The organism is Pseudomonas sp. OV546 (assembly GCF_900116845.1).
GTDB lineage: Bacteria > Pseudomonadota > Gammaproteobacteria > Pseudomonadales > Pseudomonadaceae > Aquipseudomonas > Aquipseudomonas petroselini.
Genome location: NZ_FPCE01000010.1, coordinates 95,717 through 115,555 on the forward strand (window position 1 = coordinate 95,717; position 19,839 = coordinate 115,555).

The window sequence follows — 19,839 nt, forward strand, 5'->3', positions numbered from 1 at the left end:
GCTGACGGTGCCCTTACTGCAGTTGTGTCACGAGGGAACGTCCGATGCGGTCCGCGTTCGCCATGATTGTCAACGTGTGAGATTTTTCGGTAAGGCTGGGCAGGCAGGCGCCGTCCACAACATGTACGCCAGGCAGCCCCTCCACTTGGCCCAAAACATCCGTTTGACCGATCCTAGGGTTCGAATGCATGGGGAGGGTTCCAGCGTAGTGGATGTCCGCTCCGGGTTTGGCGCAGGTAAAGCTCATGGGCATCAGAACCGCCCCCATTTTCCAGTAGATGCGACGCAGCTTCGCCTCTGCAGCGCTCATAAGCGCCGGCACCTCTGGCTGGAAGTCTCCACTGATCTTCAATGAACCATCAGCATTCAAGACTGCCGTGTTTTTGGACAAATGACCGGGCAGAAAGACATTGCCGACAAGACAGGCACTCAGCAGATTGTTCAATAACTCAATGCTGTATCGCTTGCCCATTGGCATTCGGTTGACAAATTCGGTCATGGGCAAGCCCGTCGTACTGAACGTTGAGCCAAAAGCCGTAGCGCTCTCCGTCAGCTTGAGCGCAAACGATAGCTGACCCAATCCGAATGCTGGCACTCTAGGGGCACCGAGCAATTTCGGTAGCCATAGCAAAAACGCTGCTGTCGGCGACGAGAGCAAAGGCAATGGGCCTGAATGATTCAAATGCTTAAGGGCTATCCGGGTCGTGGCCAGTGTGCCAGCGGCTAGCAATAAACGTGTACCCGAGTAGCGTTGCAAGGAACAGGGGTCGGTAACGGTCCAGGCCCCATCGTGTTTCAGCAAATCATCGACCAAAAAACCTTGAACGTGCCGAAAGCCTGGGTACTGCTTGAGTTTCGAGAGCTCTTGCGACGCACTGTACAGCGCCTGATTTTGACAGTTCCACAAACAGTTTCCCGATAGATCACAGGCTTGACGCTCTCCAATAGGCTGGCTCAAAACCGCCACTCTGGAACGACCTAGTCGAAACCCCAGATCAGGAAAAGTGTGCGACTGGCGAGTGTAGTTATCCAGCAGTCGCTGGTGCAGCCTGTCCAATGGCAAGGGCGGCTGCGACCATTCATCCAGACCAAAGTAGCTGGAAAGATCATCCTCGACCTGACCGCTGATACCCATCCGGCGCGAGACTGTTTCATAAGACTTCTCCAGCTCGCGGTAGTCGATGGGAAGGCTGGAAAACTCACTGGCGGGCAGCCGCGCGACCCCGCAGCCCCAGGCATTCGAAAGCCCGCCGGTTGCCAATGATCCTACACCGATGAAATTATCGGTTTTAATGCGATTGCCCGCGCTGAACCCCTTGAAGACATGAGCATGAGCAGGCGTTTTGAGCTTGGGGGAGATTGCGTCCAACTGATTCAACGCATGGAAATCTTCGCCGATCATCCATTTCCACTGATGCTCATCGTTCATTCTGCTCGCCAGAAATGGACGCTGCGGTACTGCCGATGAGCCTGCATCGCGCTGAGCATCCACCATGAGGACCTTCAGGCCCGCTTTAACCAACGGATAGGCTGCCGAGGTACCTGCGGGCCCACTGCCGACAATGATCACATCAAACTCAGACGTCACGTGCAGGCTCACTGTTCAGAAACAGCCGACAAACGAAGGGGCGGACCACCAGCTTCGGGATATGCCACGCAAGCTCTTTAACCAAGGTAAATCCCAATGCTGCTATCGCGCAGGCAAAGCTGCGAGGCTGCACCGTGCCGATAAAGGTCGTGGCTCCCTGGGTGCTGGCTTCGGCGATGCTGAGCGCAACCTGGAGGCGCCAGGACAGCTCCTTACCCTGAGGCGTCTTCAAGATATTCGGATTATCCAAGAGGGTCAGTAGTATCGGCCAGCGCACCAACAAGCGTGACGCCATGATTGAGCACGTTTTGTTCGCCCGCTCCAGTACCCTCACGTACCGACTGATCAAGCTGATGCGAGCTGGTTTTTTTAGTAAGTAACTCAACAGTACAACCGCTTCCTGAATGAGCAATCGCCGTTGGCCATGACCAGAGCGATGCATACCATGACTAATGGGCCGCAACTCAATGCCCAGTTTCGTCAGGGAACTCTCAGTATTCATGAGTGGCAGATTGATCAGTGAAAAAATTCGCTCCAGCCCCAACCGGGTACTGATTGTTTGCCCGAGCAGCAATACAAGCGCCCTGAGTAAGACCACGGGCACCGGAAATGGAAAGCGGATGGCTTGAACCCGATAAAGAGCTATCGATTTGAGAAAGTGGGTGAAGGTAATAGGTTGTACCGCGCCGACATTGAAAATTTCGCCGTTGATATCGTCGCGATCCACTACAGCCAAAATCGACACTGCCAGATCGTCGACATGAATAGGCTGGATGCGAGGCGCCGGCATAAAAACCGGAAAAAATGGGAACTGGCGTACCGACTTTGCCAACACCCCAAAGAGCCCGAACTCCGGGCCGCCATACACCTGCCCAGGACGAATCACGCTGCCTCCGGCAGCCAACACAGCCTGCTCGATACGCCATTTTGTTAAGCCATAAACGCTGGACGCCGCAGGATCAGCCGTCTGGCTAGAGATAAAAATAAACTTGGCTGAGGCTTGATGGGCACTTTGGATCAGTGCTTGAGCCGCCTGTACCTCATCATCTGCACTCATGTGAGCACCCGTAGAGGTGTCGGCCGCCAGATGAATAATAGCTTTTGCACCTGAAGGGCAATCAGGGGCGGGGCCGAGTAAGTCATAGGGGACCCATGAATAGGCCGTAGAGCAGGGTCGACGCGTAGCGCAGATAACGTCGAACCCGCGTGTGGACGCCAAAGCTGTCAATTGCTGTCCGATATAGCCTGTCGCCCCGGTAATGAGTAGCTTCATTGCTATAGGCCTTTGGCTTGATCAGAGGAGGCAGGATCATGCTTGTCGGAATGAAATACGAACAACTTACTCACCCAGTAAGTCATCAGCACGCACGCCACGTCAGAGATAAATTTCAACGCGGTCGGGCTATCAACAAAATGCATTCCCACGCCCAGCAATGCCGATGCCATTGGAATATTGATAGCGAGCAGCGAAAAATAGCGTAACGCCTGGGACTGACGACTGCGGTGGGTCGACTGGAACGTGAAGTGACGATGCAGAAAAAACGCAAAGACCCCAGCTATCACTTTACCGGCAACATTGGAGAGCACCGGTTGATCGTTGAATAGCGACAGTAGCAACAAAAAAGAGCCCATATCCAGCGCGTAAGCCATGACTTGAATGGCGCCATACCGAATAAAGGTCAAGACTTTCTCCTGATAACCACGATGTGATGAAGCCCGAGCAAGCGTCTCACCGGATAAAGCAATTTTTCAGTCAATTTTATCAAGGGGATTAAGAGGTCAGGCAGCAATTGCCGGAAATTTAGTCCTCCCGAAATAAGGTATCGGGGATAATTGCTGCACACTTCTTCAGCGACGATCTCCAAGTCCGGGTACTTGAGCTCAAAGACGTCTCTGTCACGAACAAAAACGATATAGCTAAGCGCTTGGTTGGCGCCGTTCATGGGCCCTGCTGACGGGGTTTCCCAAGTAGGGAAACGCTTGTCGAACCCTTCGGACGTGAACAGACGCTTATAGATGAAAGACGCCAGACACCCGTGGTAAGGCTCGATCAAAATAGCCCCACCACCTGGCTTGAGCGTTCTTTGAAGCTCCGCGAAAAACCGATCAGGGTGCGGAAAATGATGAAAACAATTTTGACCATAAAAAGCCCTGACCGAGCCGTCCTCCAGGCTCATTGCCTCAGCGTTCAATGCCCTGTCCAATTGCTCGGTAAAAACGATATCCGTAGCAAGCACTTCAGGATACGAATTACGCATCGGAGCAATACCCGCGCCTAACTCAATCTCCAAGCCTTCGACGTTGAAGTAACGATCTGCCAAACGATGAAACGAGTGATGAAACTCGAAAAAAACCTCCCGAAGCATTCGCTTGCGCTCCAGTATTTTCTCGTGCAATTCAAGACGTTCGAGGCCGTCTACATCAAATTCATTAAGCGATGGCTCCGATAAAAGCTCTCTCAGTGTCTTCACTGTTTTATTCTCGCAATGGTATTTCTTTTACGACCGAAAAATCCCGGACTGCGATACAGAACGAGCACTTATAGACGCTTTAATCAATGCGCTTTTTTTCCCCACGCGCAAGACGCTCTCGGCGTTTCCTATGACGAGGGCGAGTGGGTACAGTCGCGATATCGTATCCTAGAAACGCCAGGATTAGCTGTATGCCCGCGAGTATCGGAAGAGCACTCAGCATGACTGTCCCGGCTGGGGTTGGAATTCCACTGTTCATTGATTGCAACCAGTGATACCCACCAAAAACAATACCAAAAACAATCATAATTATGCCGCTCGGCAACTCTAAAGATGCCAGAGACATATTTCTTAAATAATAATTATAAAACAGCCTTTTAATGAAGTTCCTAGCATGTTTGATCAGAAACTCGCCGACGATACTGGATATTTTTAGATTACTGACTTCCTCGGCATATTTCGCTTCCATTGGAACATCCACCACAACCGCTCTTAGCGTATTCAATCGGAACAATATATCTGTTTCAAAAAAATAGCGCTGACTTATTCTATCAATCGGTAACAACGTTGCTACATCTCGGTGAATGGCCGTATAGCCGTTAGTGGGATCAAAAAGATCCCAGTAACCCGTTGAAAGTTTTGCCATTAATGACAAGATAGCGTTACCAAAAACACGCAGTCTCGGCATCGACCGCACCTGCTCCAAATCAAAAAAACGATTGCCCTTCGTATAATCTGCCTCTCCCGCCAAAATCGGGTAGACAAATAACGGGATCAAGCCGGGATCCATCTGACCGTCCCCGTCAACTTTGACGATGATGCTCGCACCATCGGTAATGGCTGCTTTATAGCCGGTCATTACCGCACCGCCGACCCCTTTATTCGACTCATGCCTCAGCACAATGACGCGAGGATCAGTAAGGTGGGCTTGCACATAGTTGCCGGAACCGTCTGGGCAGGCGTCATCCACGACATAAATGCGCCAGACTTCAGCACCTATGTCGTTGATGACCTCCAGAATGTGCGCCGTCACCTTGTAGCAAGGAATAACAACCGCAATAAGGTCTTCGTCTTCTTCGCTGCATGGTTCTACTTGTGAGTTCACGTAGGTCACCGTTTATTGCTTGAACGAAACAGACTTGAACACCAGCGGTTCTTCTGTGTGGCCCGAAGCATATATGATTGCCGTCGTCGCCTGTGCTGGAGCGGTCACGGTCATTTCATGACTCTGCCAATCACTGCTGCAGGTGTAGACCTGTATGTTTGTACTGATAAACGCACCTTGAGCGTCGTGCCAGTTGACCTGAATACGCCCTTGCGTAACCCCCGCGGAACAGCGGACAGACACACTATTCTTGTAACTTCGGCCCGCCTCTACTGTTACAGCTTGGGTCGCGGGTTCCTTTACATTCACGCTGAATATTTTTTGCGAATCATCATAAGCTGAAGGCGAAGCTAAACTCCACCCTTCCGCCGATAACAGCTCACTGTTCTTCAACATTTCCAGAGTGTACCGAGTGGTATCATTGTATCGTCGCAACTCTATCCCGCTCAGCGTAACGACCGGAAGTGAAATATGCAGGAGTAACTGTAGCTTTTCTGCTGTCAATCGAGTCGGATCTATAATCAACCAGTCGACTTTTCTTTGCCGAAAAAGCTCAGATAATTGACGCCCTGTTTTTACTGAATCAACGTCAGCCAGCCATCGCATATTGTACCAAGACGCATAAAGCGCGTCGCTTTTAAGCCCCGCGACAAGCGGGCTGGCAAAAACTGCAACAGGACGCTGTGATGAGTTTAAAATATTTAAAATTTCCACCAGCTTTAGAATCGGCATATGATCATTTAAATAATCGTCACGCCCTTGCTTACTAAGTACTGCATCCGGTAAAAGCTGCCCATAATAAGTGGACGATTGAATAAACCATATATTAAAGAAAACTAAAAGACCTCCAAGTGCTCCTCCCAATATCTTTATCAATTTTGGTGTATTTGAGAAAGGTAAAACAATCACTGCACACACGATCGCAAAAGAGGGAAATACGTAGCGTAGATAGGCAGTAGAGTAATAGGTGGCGATCATCGCGCCGATGCCGATTAATAAAATACCCAGCGCCCTACGATGATTTCGAAATAAAAGAATAACCGCTACCGCGGGAATGAGCAGCCACTGAAAACCAGCGGAGCCTGCCCTGCCTTCAATAAAGCGTTCAGACGCAAACGTCATTGCATATAGGGTTTTCCACGAAAAGCCCTTATCAAAAAGCGCCGGCGCTTGAAAGTCAGAGAGAGGAAACCTTGACGAGTGAAAAACCGTGTTAAAAAAAGGAAATATCGGATTTCCCGTTATGTACCAAGAAAACGCATACGGTATAGCGCCGGCGATCAAAAAGAGTAGCGTGCCCACGAGCAGCCAAGGAACCAGCCCACGCTTTGCCCAGGCCTTGTGTTGGAATAACATTGAAATTAACAGAACCGGGAGAATGCTGAGTGTTACCGCCTTGGTAGCGATGGCAAAGCCTAACAAGGTGCCCGCCAACACTAGGTTAACAAACCCCTCTCGATGATTCTGTGTGCCGTCCGACATTCTCAAAATCGAAAAGATCGCCGCTAGCGTGAACGCCGTCCACACCGACTCGATGAATAGGCTGGTTGCTTCGGAAAACACTAATGGGGTCGACAGGAAAATCAGTACTGCCCAACGGGACTGACCGCGGCTTCCCCCGGCCCAGATTACAAACTCACGAATTTGCCAGGCAACAATGAGTATAAAAAACGTATTGGTCAGGCGTGCCGCTGTTTCCCCGGCCAGCATATATACCAGGCTGTAAATCCAATCGCCGAGCATTGGCCACAGTGCCCAAATATAGGTATCTACATCAAACCCCCACTGATGGCGTTCCAGGAGATGAGCAGGGATAAACAAATGCATGGCCAGAGCGTCATGGCCCACTTCGGGCATGAAAGCGATGACCACGTACAGGGCAGCCAGGCTGCAAACAGCCAGATCGAGAGTACGGGCAACAATTGAAGGTGATTGATCGGTCGCGACTGCTTGGCAGAGCTGGAGGATAAGCGATCGCACATGCTGCCAATTGATGAGGAAGGGCAGTGACAACAACGCCGTATATGACGCCGGGTAGTTAATGGGGAAATGGGCCGCAAGCCCGACCATCGTTCCCAATATCCCGGCCCCGAGGAGTAGGTGCAGGGACCATTCGCCGGGTTTCCAGCGCCCAAGAATCTTATGGCCTAACAACGTCGATGACACGCTGAATAAAAGAACTGTCAGTAACGGCCACACTTGGCCACACGCGACGGTGACCGTCACAATCAAACCCGCCCCCACTATCAGAGGGGACATCTTGCACACTGTCGAAATGACCGCAGCGCCTATTGCAAATAACGCGATAAACTTGATGCTATTGTCCACAATCGGAAAGTTAAGGGACAAAAAGCCTGGCAGGCTAACGACCACGGTGGCTAATACAACAACTGCTATGATGAGTAACTGGACGGGTTTTCTAAACAACATGAAGCCTCTCTTATAAATCGTAGATTCAACAGAGCTCACCGGAGTATTGTTTAAACATCACGGTATCGATGGGGTGTCCAGGCCCCCCACTTACTCTCATAAATTGCTTTGTTTTTTTCAAAAAGCAGTTGTTTTTTTTCAGCCCCCAACTTATTGAATGACGCTGATAAGTGATGGTGCACAAACACATCTTCAGCGCACACCACCCGCATGCCGTTCAGTTGAACCCTACGGCAATAGTCATCGTCCTCAAAAAAACCTAATCCGTAGTCTTCACACAACCCGCCGATTTGCTCATAGCATTGACGCGTCAGCATCACGCAGAAGAATGCCAAGGTATTTATTTCGAACCATTGGCCCATCTGGTTACGCGTAATACGCCTTGCTTCAGCGTGCATTTCGCCAAGCTGGGTATAGTGTGTAGCAATGCGAGCTTCATTACCGATGTTATTGGTCACCGGGCCGATAATACCAATATCGTCGTTATCTAACAGATGGCGCATCAGGCCTTTTACCCAGCCTGCAGTGACCACCGTATCGTTGTTCAGCATCACCAGATAGTCTCCGGTCGCCGCCGCCAGCCCCACGTTATTGCCAGCCGCGAACCCCTTATTATCCTTATTGAGAATAATGGTGCGGCCTGGACCAGCAGTAACCCAGCCCGTCAGAAAAGCCGGTGTATCGTCACTGGAGTTATTGTCGACGACAATTATCTCCAGGTTGGAGTAACCACTTTTATTGACTAGGCTATCCAGACACGCCTTGGTAAGTTCCAGATTGTTATACGTCAACACGATGACGCTGACTTTCGGCATGGGCAAATTGTCAATGGCCTCACGTAAGGCGACAGCTCGATGTGTCCAGGTTTGGTTCTGGGCGAATTGTTGGCGAGACTGACGCGCCGAGTCATGCTCAGCAGGCTGCTTGAGTGCATCTCTAATGGCGGTAACAAAGTCCGTCGGATTTTCAGCAGTCTTGACCAAGCCATCGAAATGATCCAACTCTGGTAACTTTACCGACACCACAGGCTTACCTGCACTTAGATACTCGTAGGCCTTCACGGGATTTGTTGCCAATGTCAGGGGAATGACTTTGAACGGCAGAAGGCATACATCCATTGCATGAAGATAGTAGGGTAGCGACGTATATAGAACTTCCCCTGGCAGAAGTACATTCGGACAACCTTTGAAGTATTTCTTCGCGTTAACCGTATCGCAACCGATCAGCAAGACCAAACAGTGGGGAAATGCCTCGGCCACTTGCTTGACCAGTTCAAGGTCAAACCATTCAGCAATCGCACCATAGTAACCAATGATTTTTCGGCTCTGAGCATCTCGGTAAATGTGGTCAGGTGGGGTACAGAAAGCACTGTACTCTGCGGCATTGCGGATCACCGTGACGTTTTTGTTCTCCCGTTTGCCGTGATTCTCAATCCAAGTTGACGTGGCGACCAATAGATCAGCTCGGCGCATCAACGTTTTTTCAAGGTCCAGCAATTCTTGAGCAACGTTTCCAAACCCCTCGTGATGGTCCATGCAGTCGTAAACCAAGGTGGAGTTGGGAATACATCGTGCGACCGGGAACCAATAGGCGTGCTGCACAATACTGTGCAGCGCCGAGACATTCGCCCACTGCAGCAACTTCGACACACCTTCGCGCAGTTGTTTTATTGCGTCAGTACTGGGAGGCGCATGGTAGATGGGCGGGGCCCCAGCCACATTCAACCGGACCTGAAATAATCCGTTCACCCCTTCGAGGGGCTCGACTTCGAAGCCCGGGATGTCGCTATCAATGAAGTTGTTCGAAATGTAGAACGTCGCCTGGCCGCTGCGGGCCAGCTCTTTGGCCAAGTTCTGTGGGCGCTGGATACGGAAATGCCAGTCGATGACGCCAAAGATGAACGCGGCGTCCTGATTTTCAAAGTCGAGGCCTACGCTGTCCGCTGGCATTGCCATTAACTCTGACAATGGCTGGCTATCCACTAACATACTGTTGCCTTTGAGCCAGCCACGAACCCTATGGGCCCACCTGCGCTTGCGGTTGGGCGCAAACGGAAGACGCGCGTAAATATAACGAGCCGAATTGAACAGAAATTTGCGTACCAGATAGCGCAGAGGTGCTCGATCCATCGCGGTTGCCCAATCGGAAAGACTCAATAGCTCGGCTTGTTTTGAGGCGAGCTGGACTTGTTGACTTTCATTTTTTTCTGACAGAACCTCTATTTCGGATATCTGCGCCTGCAGGGCCATCTCCGTTTCGTGGAGTTTGTGCGATAAGACTTGAATCTGTTGCAGGTCGCGGGCCATCTTCTCGACTAACTGGTTTAACTCGACATTACGGGCCGATAGGCGCTCATTCGACCTTTCTTTCTCCGCGTGCAATAAACCAATAATCTGGTCTCTACTTTCAATATCCCTGAGCAATTGCACGCTTTCGTTCGACTTGAGCTCTACAGCGAAGGTCAGCTTGTCCATACGCTCAAGCAAGCGATCAATCTGTTCCATTCGTTCATATCCCTTTGGCGAAACGGTTGGCCCCGAGCTCCGTGAATAAGGTCAATCAGCGCGATGATTTTGTCACATGTACATTCTGCCAATTTCTGGGCTAGGGTATCCCACTGGCGCTGACCCGCGAATTGAAACAGGTCAGCGGGAAGATATCATGGCAGCTTACGCCCAAGTTGATGACACTGACTATACGGTCAGTAACAATAGTCCGTTATATTCATCAGGTTTCATGAAATAGCCACTTTTTGTGACTCTCAATCTTGGCACTTTGCCATCATGCAGCAGGTCGACTGGATAAGTTACAGTTTGAATTGAAATTAATGTGCTTTGCTGGCGAATGCGTTCATTGTACTGCCCTAAATGGCTCGGAACGGGAATTCTAAATGATGGCGAAAATAACGGATAAAGAGTTCAATGCAGCATTACCCGTGATGCAAAAGCTTCTATGGGCAGATCCACAGGACAGGGAAAGGCTTCAAAATCAAGGCCTTAACATTACTCCCAGCAACTTTTATTCCAGCACCCCCTCGATTTCTGAAATTAAAACCTCTTATGAATATTATGAGCCGGAACCGCCTTATTTAGACTGCGGCCTCTTCGATAATGAAGCATTGCAGGCCAACCTTATCGAGCTGATTCCCTATTCGGATGAATTCGCCCCTGCTGAAATGGGAGACCAAGATACCTGCACCTCCTATTTCTGGAAAAATGGTCAATTCACTTGCACCGATGCCACCGCCTATTACGCTTTTGTAAGAAGTATCCGACCGAAAAATATTGTTGAAATCGGAAGCGGATTTTCATCGTTGATTGCCTTGGAAGCATTGAATAAAAATAAAGTCGGTCGACTGCGCTGTATCGAACCATTTCCAAGACCGTTCATCACCTCCCTTGCCGATAAAGGAACACTTGATTTACAGGCAATACGCGCTCAAGACTTGACCGCCGAAATGTTGAATTCCTGCCTGGAAGATGGCGATATCCTATTTATCGATTCGACACATACCGTAAAAACAGGCAGTGATTGTCTGCATATTTACCTTCGGCTGCTGCCGAAAATAACCAAGAAAATCTATGTGCATGTTCACGATGTTTTTCTGCCCTTCGGCCTTCCACAACGGTGGTTGATCGATCATCAAATCTATTGGACGGAGCAATATCTTCTCTTGGCGTTGATGATCGATAACCCGCGCACCAGGCTTTTGTTCGGAAGTGCATATCACCAGCACTTCAGCAATGACCTGTTGACCGAACTCATGCGAGGTCGAGCGGCCAATGGCGGTGCCAGTTTTTGGTTTGAATTCGATGGCCGCCTGCAAACACCTGAGTATTAAGCCTGGGTGATGCTTTCCCTGCACAATCGACGAACAGGGTTAACACCTGAACCACTGCCCGAGCGCTCTGAGTGGCAGCGTCCAGCGCCACGACCGACTGTCGAGCAGTGAACGGGTAGCTCGTTCATTCACTTCCAACTGCGTATCCCGCTCTGCCAGTGCGACGCGAAACCGCCCGAGTTGTTGCGTGATATCCGCCACCAGCACCTGAGCCGCCCTAAGCTCCTGCTCTTTCTGCTGGATCGTATCTGACAACTGCAGCAGTACGGAAAGCTCCGGCTGGGGGTCAATGATCAGATTGAGTCTGCCGTTCTGGTTTTTCAGTTCTTGGATCTGTTCATCTCGTTTATTGATCATCTGTCGATAATCAAGGGCTGCACGCTGGCTGACACCCGCGAGGATCGAAGGGAGCGCCTTTATATCGTCAGTGGCCAGAACTGAATAGATTTCCGCTATCGGGAGCGCCATGCGCCCCAACTCCTCCCAGCTTTGAAGGTCCAGCGCCACCAGATTTGCATTACCAAGGGAGCTGCATTCGATGTTTCGCGAACGGCTCAAGCCTATGTAGAGGACGTTGCCCTGGATGCAGATGCCCCGTGTGTAGCCGTCTAATCGCTTGCTTCGTAACAAGGTGGCGCTGCTGTCGTATTCCCGTAACTCCATGAGCTCGGAGTTGGCGAGCAGGAGATTGTCGCCAAACGGGACCAGGCTATGGGGTTGTGACAACCCATCAATCAAGCGCTCTCCGGTATGCAAATCCCGAACAAACCCGGATCGGGCGGTGCGCCCCTTGTATTCACGGTGCAGGCAGAAGTCACCAAAGGCACTGAAAATGATGCGCCGCCCCCAAAGCGCAAGACAGTTAATGTGTTGCGCGTCAGTTTCGCCCGGGAATGTCCAACGATTCACGATGGCTGAGTGTTCATCCAATTGCAGAATTTCGTTCGCACTCGTCCCCACGGCATAACAAGAAGAATCGACGATCAATACGTCATGAATATCGTGAATGGATTCCCCTGTTTTCTCCGAAGTCTGGCTCCCCTTGTAGTAAACCAGGCCCTCGGGTTGAAAACCTCTTAAAAACCTTCCGTCCTTCAGACTGATACCGGTGGTGTTGAGGTCGTCCAGACGGAACACCTGACGATGGTGAATAAATAGCAACCCCCCACCATTGGGCGAAGAAACGAGCAGGTTTTCGAACAGTGCATCAGGCATGCTTAATATGTCCCTGGGCCGGGCAGTGGTTCGTTCATGAGGAGGCGTAACCGGGGTCTATTAGAACGAGCAACTGATTGATCGCCTCAACCAGCTTCGATTTGTTCGTATCAATACTCAGATCAGGACGCTCCGGCGCTTCATAAGGTGACGAGATGCCTGTGAACTCCGGTAGCAGTCCCGCTCTCGCCTTGCCATACATCCCTTTTGGGTCGCGGGCCTCGCATACGGCCAGCGAAGTGCTGACATACACCTCACGAAAGTTGCCAGCCCCTATGATTTCGCGTGCCCGCTGACGGTCATGATTAAACGGTGATATCAAGGCCGCGATAATGATCATGCCGGAAGCGTTCATCAGCTTGGCCACTTCCGCGACCCTACGGATGTTTTCCGCCCGATCCTGTGGACTGAAGCCAATATCGTTACAGAGCCCATGACGCACGTTGTCGCCATCCAGCACAAAGCACAGACGCCCCCTATCCATCAATGCCCGTTCGAGTGCATAGGCCAGGGTCGACTTCCCGGAAGCGCTTAGCCCTGTGAGCCAAATTGTCAGAGGCTTCTGGCCTAACAGTTGGCCGCGCTCTTCAGCACAAACCTGGCTGCCATGCGGTACCAGGAGGTTCGGTAGTTCATTTTTCATGAAATTACTCAATCCCGTTGCAGTGCGTAAACAGTTTAGGAGGTGTGCAATCACGTCCGAGAGGTGCCACGGAGGCTCATTGCGACTGTAGGTCGGACAGGGTTGGAGCACTCCGGGCTTTCCTCAGCAGCTGGGTCGCAGAAAAACGGGTGCCCCACAGGTTGTCCTGCCGAAATTGCTGAATGCTTGAAAGATCACTTCGGCAGGCGAGGGCCTCTTGGGCGGTTTGACGCAAGTCGGCACCCTGGTCCACTACCCAGACACCAGGCTCCTGCCCGCGATGAGCCATTTCGCCGAATCGCGTTGAAATGACGGGCAATCCAAGCGCTCGGTATTCGTAGTATTTGATAGGGTCGACAGACGCAGTTAACCGACTGAGCTTGAATGGGATCAATCCGACGGAAAACGCCGCCATGGCGGCTATGGCGTCGGCATGGGCATGCTCGGGGCATAGTTCGATATTCTCAGGCAACGCACCCGGCATGGTCGTGAACAGGGGGCCGATCAAGCGAACCTGGTTTCCCGGATTGGCACGGGCCAGCGCGATGACCAAATCCCAATCGAACCACTGACCTATTGTGCCGACATAGCCCAATACTTGTTGCTTTACCCCAAGATCAAGGCTCTCGAACGGCGCCAGGCTCTGAATGTCGCAGGCATTGCGGGCCAACTCCAAGTCGCCTGTCATGCCCTTGAGCTTGTCGTGCAGCGCCGTTGAAGACACTAGAACTCTGGATACCCGGCGAACAAGCTGCTCTTGACGGCGCTCCATAGATCGCCGTGAGATGCCTTGATAAAACGCAGGGAAATCGTCCATTGCGTCATAGATAGCATCGCTATCCGGAAACTGCGCCAGCAGTTGCAGAGCCAACTCTGAGGGCTTTCCCACCACAAACATGCAAGGCGCGCCTGCGCAAAAACCTGCCGTTTGTTTGAACACGCTACGCCACAGGTGCTTGAGTAAGAGTGTGGAACCGGGAATAGGCTCGATCGGTAGGGTACGAGGCCTACAAACGGTCAGCCAGGATGGCGTCATAACGCTGTCCTGATCAGTCACGATGGACCTGCGCCTGATGTCGCTAAACGAAGGCAAACGTGTAGGGTAAGGATCAATCCAGAGTACGGGTTCGCCAGTCTGGTCATGGTACCAATTGACGAAATGATGGGAGCGCTGGCTGAAGCTGGCCCACGGCACCGGTGACAGATAGATTAATCGCATTGTTGGAAGTATTGCCGTAACACACCAACGATACGCGCAGCAGAGTTGCCGTCGCCGTAGGGCGAAACCCCACGAGCCATGCGCTGGTAAGCCTGGGGATCATCCAACAAATGTTGTGCCTCTTCAATGATAGTGTCCCGGTTGGCGCCCACGAGCTTGACCACACCAAGATCCACCGCTTCCGGCCGTTCGGTCTCCTCCCTGAGCACAAGGACCGGCTTGCCCAGCGCCGGAGCTTCCTCTTGCACACCACCGGAATCACTGATGATCAAGTAAGAGCGCTTCATAGCGGCGATAAATGGCGCGTAATCCAGGGGTGCGCACAATAGGATGTTTTGCGTCTGACCGAGCAGCCGGTACGCGACATCCTTGACGTTAGGGTTAGGGTGGACCGGGTAGAGGATCTGGATATCCGCATTCCGGTCGGCAAGAATCTTGAGCGCCTGGCAGATATTCTGGAATGGCTCGCCGAAGTTTTCACGACGATGGGCAGTCACCAGTATGAGGCGCTTGCTCGCGTCCAGCTCGATATCCAACGGTAAGGTTTGCGCAGCGGTTATCAGCAACGCATCAATCACGGTATTGCCGCTCATCGTGATATGGGATGCGGGGATGCCTTCGCGCAAAAGGTTATCTACGGCCCCTTGTGTTGGGGCAAAATGCCATCGAGTTAATTTGCCGGCAATGACCCGGTTGGCTTCCTCCGGGAACGGGTTGTGAATATCCCCGGTACGAAGGCCCGCTTCGACATGACCAAACGCGATACGTCTATAAAAACAGGCCAACGCAGCACTCATTACGGTGGTCGTGTCGCCCTGCGCCAGGACGACATCCGGTTTCTCGGACTCCAAAACCTTGTCGAGCTCAACCAAGAGCCGTGCGGTCAATGCCGTCAAGGATTGGTTGGGTCGCATGATGTCCAAATCGAGATCGGGAACAATTTTAAAGAACTTGAGTACTTGATCGAGCATGCCTCGGTGTTGGGCGGTGGCCAGCACGCGGCACTCGATATTCTTTTCTGCCCGCAAAGCAGTGATGACAGGTGCCATCTTGATAGCTTCGGGACGTGTACCAACGATGCAAAGTACCTTGCGGGTCATGCTTTTGATTCCCTATCGTTGTATCGCAAGTAACACCCTAACGGGTCCCTGACGACCCGACTAGCCAGACAGCATGTAGGACTTATCTGTTTGTTTTGACAGACAATTCCTACCGATAAACTCAACGTGCCCGATGAAGGCTGAAGTCAGTGTCAAAATAAATCATTGTGCTGATATCTTTCTGACACGTAACACCGAAAACGATGGCATTGATGATTCGATCTGCCTGCGTCAACTGCGACGCTCCTTCCTGCACATAGGACGCTCCGACACTGAAGGAGTATTGTCCTGGATGAAGGAAAGGGATCTGAACCCTCGCTTCAACCGTAATACGCTCACCTGCGTACATGAATTGCTCGGCAGTCATGCCTTCAAGTCGAGTATTGGTTGCAGCGATTTCTTCGCCCTTGAAGTTTCTGACGATGTAGCCGAATACCAATCGATCAGTCGAAGTAAGGTCGGTGTTGGAAACGGTGAATCGCAGGATGACCTCAGACCCACCCTGCACTTCCTCGATCGGCACCCTGTGCTTGTCATACAAGCGTGCGCCGATGACCTGACAGCGCTGGTCTCCGAGACGCCTGTCGATGTTGGCAATTGTCTCCTCGTCGTCGGAAGCCAAACTAGGCGCATGAACCGGCGTATTGGCCGGGACGGCAAGCACAACGGGTAACTCAAACAGCCAGTGCAAATAGTCATCGACGACTTCCTGCGAGCTACCAATACGGCGAATCCGGCCTTGATCGAGCCATATGGCCCGGTCACAGAAACGCTTAACCAGCGTACTGTCATGGGTCACCAGCAATATCGAGGTACCACGCTCCTGCAACTGGTGCAGACGGTCCATACATCGATGGACGAAATAAGCATCCCCCACTGCCAGCGCCTCATCAACGATGAGTATTTCCGGATCGATGTTAGCTTGGATCGCAAAAGCCAGCCGTACAAACATTCCACTGGAATAACTTTTTACAGGCTGGTCAATATACTCGCCAATTTCAGCAAATGCTTCGATTGCCGCATATCCATCATCTATTTCAGCCGTACTCAGCCCAAGTAATGCACCATTGAGATAAATGTTCTCACGGCCAGTAAATTCAGGGTTGAATCCAGAGCCCAACTCCAATAATGCAGCAATACGTCCATGGGTAACAATATGGCCGCTGGTCGGATTAAGTGTGCCGCAGATCATCTGCAAAAGTGTCGATTTGCCACTACCGTTACGCCCAATGATACCTACAGTTTCACCCTTTTTTATTTCGAAGCTGATGTTATCGAGCACCGGAAATATCTTGAAGTACTGTTTACGCGCCCCAGAAAAGATTTGCCACAATCGATGGGCTGGCTTTTCATAAATATGGTAGCGTTTGCTGAGTTGTTCAACTCGAATGCTGACTTCAGACGACATCGGCAAATCCCTTGCGTGTTTTCTGAAACCAGGCAAATCCCGCCCAGGCAACTATCATTGATATGGCGGTGTAAATGACCAAGCTGCTCCAATGGGGGACATGACCCCAAAACAGTACGCTACGGGCCATCTCCACAGGCAATGTTAAAGGGTTCAGTTGTAAAACAGCGGCATAACCTTCAGGGAGCGCGGAAAGAGGATAGAAAATCGGGGATAAGAAGAGCATGGCAGTGGTAATTATGCCAACCACTTGGCCAATATCGCGCAAGTACACGCTTAACGATGCAAGAAACCAGCTGATGCCCAGCGTCAGCAGACCAAGGGGCAGCAGCACCAGTGGAAGCAGTAAAACCGTCACATGAGGGATCCCAAATAAGGCGACGTAGAACACCAGCCATGCCAATAGGCTCACCGCCGTGTGAAATAAGGCTGCCCCCAGCGAAACAATGGGCAGTATTTCCAGGGGGAAAACAATTTTTTTGACGTAATTGGTATTCGCCAATATCAGGCCAGGTGCCCGATTCACGCACTCGGAAAAAAGATTGAATGTCAAAAGACCTGCGAATAATACCAGTGCGAACTCACTTTTGGAGTCAGAGCCACCGGACCAGCGGGCTTTAAATACGACACTGAAGACGAAGGTATAAACCAGAAGCATGAATACAGGGATGAAGAATGACCAGAAGATACCTAACATCGACCCTTTGTAGCGTCCCACAATTTCTCTGTGAATCAACGCTTTAGTCAAATGTCGGTGGACGAAAAGGCTTCTTATCATTGCTGCTGGAGATAAGCTGAACGACTGCATCTTTTATTCAATCCTTGATCTAGTTCGATTGCATGCCCTAGTTCGGGACGCTTATGAAGAATGGATCGATATAAGTTTTCTGATGTTACATTGATATCAAAGGGCCAGACATCTATTGAAAAAGTCCCAGAGCGTAGCATTGTCTGACGAGTTAATCACATGCATAGGCAAGGATGATTGTGATGTGATTATCGTCAACTATAACGCCGGCGTATTTCTCGTGAGCTGTGTGGACTCCGCATTTGCGGCCGGCGCTTCAAAAGTGATTGTCGTGGACAACAACTCCCACGATGACAGCCTGAAATCCATCGAAGAGCCGCAGCGCGCTGATAATTCATTATTGATTATTCGAAACTCAGCCAATCTCGGTTTTGCCGCAGGGTGCAATATCGGAACTCACTACTCCACCGCACCCAATATTTTTTTCCTGAACCCCGACTGTGTACTGGCAAACGACGCGCTGGGCTGCCTGCTCAAGGCTTTAAACAGCTCGACTTCTGTTGGCATGGTAGGCGGTTTTTTATGTAACCCCGATGGCAGTGAACAAGCTGGAGGGCGCCGAGTTTTCCCTACACCTCAACGGGCGCTACTGCGGGCGTTCGGAATGTCGAGACTGACTCGTTTTTTCCCCGCAGCATTTGCAGACTTCTTGCTGCACGAGGATCCCATCCCTTGTGCGCCCATAGAGGTCGAAGCGATTTCCGGTGCCTGTATGCTCGTCAAGCGTGAGGCAATGGAGCGCGTAGGCCTGTGGGATGAAGCCTACTTCTTGCATTGCGAGGATCTTGACTGGTGCATGCGATTTAATCGCAGTGGCTGGAAGGTGTTGTTTGTACCGTCCGCTCAGGTAATGCATGCCTACGGAGCCTGCAGTAAAGATCACCCCTACTTCATTGAATGGCACAAACACCGTGGGATGCTGATCTTCTATCGCAAATTTTTCCGCCACCAATACCCGGTGTCCCTATGGGCTGGAGTCGTTGTTGGGGTCTGGGCGCGATTCAGCATGGTCATCGCTCGCCAGGCATTCATCCATCTACGTCATTTCATAACGGCGAAAAAGAATGCCTGATTCATTGGTAGGAATACTGGGCGGCACCAGTTTGCTGGGCGAACGCATGCTTCCTTTGCTGACACAAGCAGGTTGTACCGTCAGCGCGTTGACACGCGGCAAGCTTCCGGCCTCGTCCTCTCATATTGAATGGTGTCATGCAGAACACTGGCAAGGGCTTGAACTGGATGCATTGCTATCGTTCGCGCCTATTTGGGTACTGTCCGGGTATCTGGAGCGACTTGCCATCGGCAAGCTCAAGCGTATTGTTGTCTTGTCCTCTACCAGTCGATACACCAAGGGGCAGTCGTCTGACCCGCAGGAACGCGTGTTGGTGCAACGCTTGATAGTTGCGGAAAATCACGTCCAGGCTTGGGCAAAGGAGCGAGGGATAGACTGGGTCATTCTTCGGCCCACTATGATTTATGGTTTTGGCCAAGATAAAAACGTCGCCGAAATAGCAAAGTTCATTCGCACACTGCGCTTCTTTCCACTGATAGGCGGTGGCATGGGCTTGCGACAACCCGTTCACGCAGACGATGTGGTTCAAGCATGCGTGGCAGCATTGGCACCTGCGGCCAGGTGTGGCGACTATAACCTGTCGGGTAGCGAGACCCTTCCCTACCGCGACATGGTCATCCGGATATTCCAGGCCCAGGAACTACCGGTGCGCATGCTGCCTGTGCCGGCGTTTTTTTTACGCCTGGCTATCAACCTGATGCGGGGTCTTCCACGTTACCGTCATTTGTCCAGCACCCTGGTGATGCGCATGAATCAGGATCTTGTGTTCGACCATACGGATGCAGCTGTCCACTTGGGATTTTCGCCGCGCGCCTTCCACTTGAGCGATCAAGACCTGCCGAAACATTGATGTGCCGGCCACTTCTGAAAAGGCGATTTTCCGGTTCATGGGCAATGCCCCTGCATGGCACATGCTTCGACAACAATCGCGAACATGCA

The 19,839-nt window shown here is 51.4% G+C and carries 16 protein-coding genes; 3 read left to right on the top strand and 13 right to left on the bottom strand.

Annotated features, from left to right (window positions below):
* Nucleotides 1-13: 13 nt before the first annotated feature.
* From BM403_RS21795 to BM403_RS21825, 7 genes are all read right to left on the bottom strand, one after another.
* Nucleotides 14-1,588: an FAD-dependent oxidoreductase gene (locus tag BM403_RS21795; RefSeq protein WP_093544776.1), complete on the bottom strand. Its 1,575-nt coding sequence runs from the start codon at nucleotides 1,586-1,588 to the stop codon at nucleotides 14-16.
* A complete protein-coding gene (locus BM403_RS21800) occupies nucleotides 1,578-2,861 on the bottom strand; it encodes an NAD-dependent epimerase/dehydratase family protein (RefSeq protein WP_093544779.1) in 1,284 nt (427 codons plus the stop codon). Before BM403_RS21800 ends, BM403_RS21795 begins: the two co-directional genes overlap by 11 nt.
* Nucleotides 2,862-2,863: 2 nt before the next feature.
* Complete coding sequence (locus BM403_RS21805; protein WP_046035822.1) at nucleotides 2,864-3,271, bottom strand: GtrA family protein; 408 nt, start codon at nucleotides 3,269-3,271, stop codon at nucleotides 2,864-2,866.
* Nucleotides 3,268-4,059 (bottom strand): class I SAM-dependent methyltransferase, encoded by a 792-nt coding sequence (locus tag BM403_RS21810; protein WP_224795813.1) that lies wholly within the window; start codon nucleotides 4,057-4,059, stop codon nucleotides 3,268-3,270. The genes BM403_RS21805 and BM403_RS21810 overlap by 4 nt, the downstream gene beginning before the upstream one ends.
* A gap of 79 nt (nucleotides 4,060-4,138) precedes the next feature.
* Nucleotides 4,139-5,164: a glycosyltransferase family 2 protein gene (locus tag BM403_RS21815; protein ID WP_093544909.1), complete on the bottom strand. Its 1,026-nt coding sequence runs from the start codon at nucleotides 5,162-5,164 to the stop codon at nucleotides 4,139-4,141.
* 12 nt (nucleotides 5,165-5,176) lie between these two features.
* Complete coding sequence (locus BM403_RS21820; RefSeq protein ID WP_093544782.1) at nucleotides 5,177-7,594, bottom strand: phospholipid carrier-dependent glycosyltransferase; 2,418 nt, start codon at nucleotides 7,592-7,594, stop codon at nucleotides 5,177-5,179.
* A gap of 50 nt (nucleotides 7,595-7,644) precedes the next feature.
* The gene (locus BM403_RS21825) at nucleotides 7,645-10,098 is read right to left on the bottom strand and encodes a glycosyltransferase (RefSeq protein WP_093544785.1); all 2,454 of its coding nucleotides are present in this window, start codon (nucleotides 10,096-10,098) and stop codon (nucleotides 7,645-7,647) included.
* A 386-nt stretch (nucleotides 10,099-10,484) separates the two neighbouring features.
* Here BM403_RS21825 and BM403_RS21830 point away from each other — a divergent pair, with 386 nt between their 5' ends.
* Complete coding sequence (locus tag BM403_RS21830) at nucleotides 10,485-11,435, top strand: class I SAM-dependent methyltransferase (protein WP_093544788.1); 951 nt, start codon at nucleotides 10,485-10,487, stop codon at nucleotides 11,433-11,435.
* Between the two features lie 39 nt (nucleotides 11,436-11,474).
* Here BM403_RS21830 and BM403_RS21835 read toward each other — a convergent pair whose 3' ends face one another.
* The 6 genes from BM403_RS21835 to BM403_RS21860 form a co-directional block, all read right to left on the bottom strand.
* Nucleotides 11,475-12,650 carry a DUF4915 domain-containing protein gene (locus tag BM403_RS21835; RefSeq protein WP_052958904.1) on the bottom strand — a complete coding sequence of 392 codons (1,176 nt, stop codon included), beginning with the start codon at nucleotides 12,648-12,650 and terminating at the stop codon, nucleotides 11,475-11,477.
* A 34-nt stretch (nucleotides 12,651-12,684) separates the two neighbouring features.
* Nucleotides 12,685-13,293, bottom strand: a complete 609-nt coding sequence (gene cysC, locus BM403_RS21840) for an adenylyl-sulfate kinase (protein ID WP_046035827.1) — start codon at nucleotides 13,291-13,293, stop codon at nucleotides 12,685-12,687.
* Between the two features lie 76 nt (nucleotides 13,294-13,369).
* Nucleotides 13,370-14,329, bottom strand: a complete 960-nt coding sequence (locus BM403_RS21845; protein ID WP_224795814.1) for a glycosyltransferase family protein — start codon at nucleotides 14,327-14,329, stop codon at nucleotides 13,370-13,372.
* Nucleotides 14,330-14,502: 173 nt separating this feature from the next.
* The gene (gene wecB / locus BM403_RS21850; protein WP_046035829.1) at nucleotides 14,503-15,612 is read right to left on the bottom strand and encodes a non-hydrolyzing UDP-N-acetylglucosamine 2-epimerase; all 1,110 of its coding nucleotides are present in this window, start codon (nucleotides 15,610-15,612) and stop codon (nucleotides 14,503-14,505) included.
* A 121-nt stretch (nucleotides 15,613-15,733) separates the two neighbouring features.
* Complete coding sequence (locus BM403_RS21855; RefSeq protein WP_093544794.1) at nucleotides 15,734-17,020, bottom strand: ABC transporter ATP-binding protein; 1,287 nt, start codon at nucleotides 17,018-17,020, stop codon at nucleotides 15,734-15,736.
* Nucleotides 17,010-17,828 carry an ABC transporter permease gene (locus BM403_RS21860; protein ID WP_093544797.1) on the bottom strand — a complete coding sequence of 273 codons (819 nt, stop codon included), beginning with the start codon at nucleotides 17,826-17,828 and terminating at the stop codon, nucleotides 17,010-17,012. The genes BM403_RS21855 and BM403_RS21860 overlap by 11 nt, the downstream gene beginning before the upstream one ends.
* 184 nt (nucleotides 17,829-18,012) lie before the next feature.
* Here BM403_RS21860 and BM403_RS21865 point away from each other — a divergent pair, with 184 nt between their 5' ends.
* Complete coding sequence (locus tag BM403_RS21865) at nucleotides 18,013-18,900, top strand: glycosyltransferase family 2 protein (RefSeq protein WP_080943232.1); 888 nt, start codon at nucleotides 18,013-18,015, stop codon at nucleotides 18,898-18,900.
* Nucleotides 18,893-19,750 carry an NAD-dependent epimerase/dehydratase family protein gene (locus BM403_RS21870; RefSeq protein ID WP_046035831.1) on the top strand — a complete coding sequence of 286 codons (858 nt, stop codon included), beginning with the start codon at nucleotides 18,893-18,895 and terminating at the stop codon, nucleotides 19,748-19,750. Before BM403_RS21865 ends, BM403_RS21870 begins: the two co-directional genes overlap by 8 nt.
* Nucleotides 19,751-19,839: the final 89 nt, after the last annotated feature.

Excerpts from the sequence above, each read along its gene's own strand:
- cysC (WP_046035827.1), bottom strand. The coding sequence starts at position 13,293 with ATGAAAAATGAACTACCGAACCTCCTGGTACCGCATGGCAGCCAGGTT.
- BM403_RS21830 (WP_093544788.1), top strand. The coding sequence starts at position 10,485 with ATGATGGCGAAAATAACGGATAAAGAGTTCAATGCAGCATTACCCGTG.
- BM403_RS21820 (WP_093544782.1), bottom strand. The coding sequence starts at position 7,594 with ATGTTGTTTAGAAAACCCGTCCAGTTACTCATCATAGCAGTTGTTGTA.
- BM403_RS21870 (WP_046035831.1), top strand. The coding sequence starts at position 18,893 with ATGCCTGATTCATTGGTAGGAATACTGGGCGGCACCAGTTTGCTGGGC.
- wecB (WP_046035829.1), bottom strand. The coding sequence starts at position 15,612 with ATGACCCGCAAGGTACTTTGCATCGTTGGTACACGTCCCGAAGCTATC.
- BM403_RS21800 (WP_093544779.1), bottom strand. The coding sequence starts at position 2,861 with ATGAAGCTACTCATTACCGGGGCGACAGGCTATATCGGACAGCAATTG.
- BM403_RS21825 (WP_093544785.1), bottom strand. The coding sequence starts at position 10,098 with ATGGAACAGATTGATCGCTTGCTTGAGCGTATGGACAAGCTGACCTTC.
- BM403_RS21835 (WP_052958904.1), bottom strand. The coding sequence starts at position 12,650 with ATGCCTGATGCACTGTTCGAAAACCTGCTCGTTTCTTCGCCCAATGGT.
- BM403_RS21860 (WP_093544797.1), bottom strand. The coding sequence starts at position 17,828 with ATGCAGTCGTTCAGCTTATCTCCAGCAGCAATGATAAGAAGCCTTTTC.
- BM403_RS21855 (WP_093544794.1), bottom strand. The coding sequence starts at position 17,020 with ATGTCGTCTGAAGTCAGCATTCGAGTTGAACAACTCAGCAAACGCTAC.
- BM403_RS21845 (WP_224795814.1), bottom strand. The coding sequence starts at position 14,329 with ATGACGCCATCCTGGCTGACCGTTTGTAGGCCTCGTACCCTACCGATC.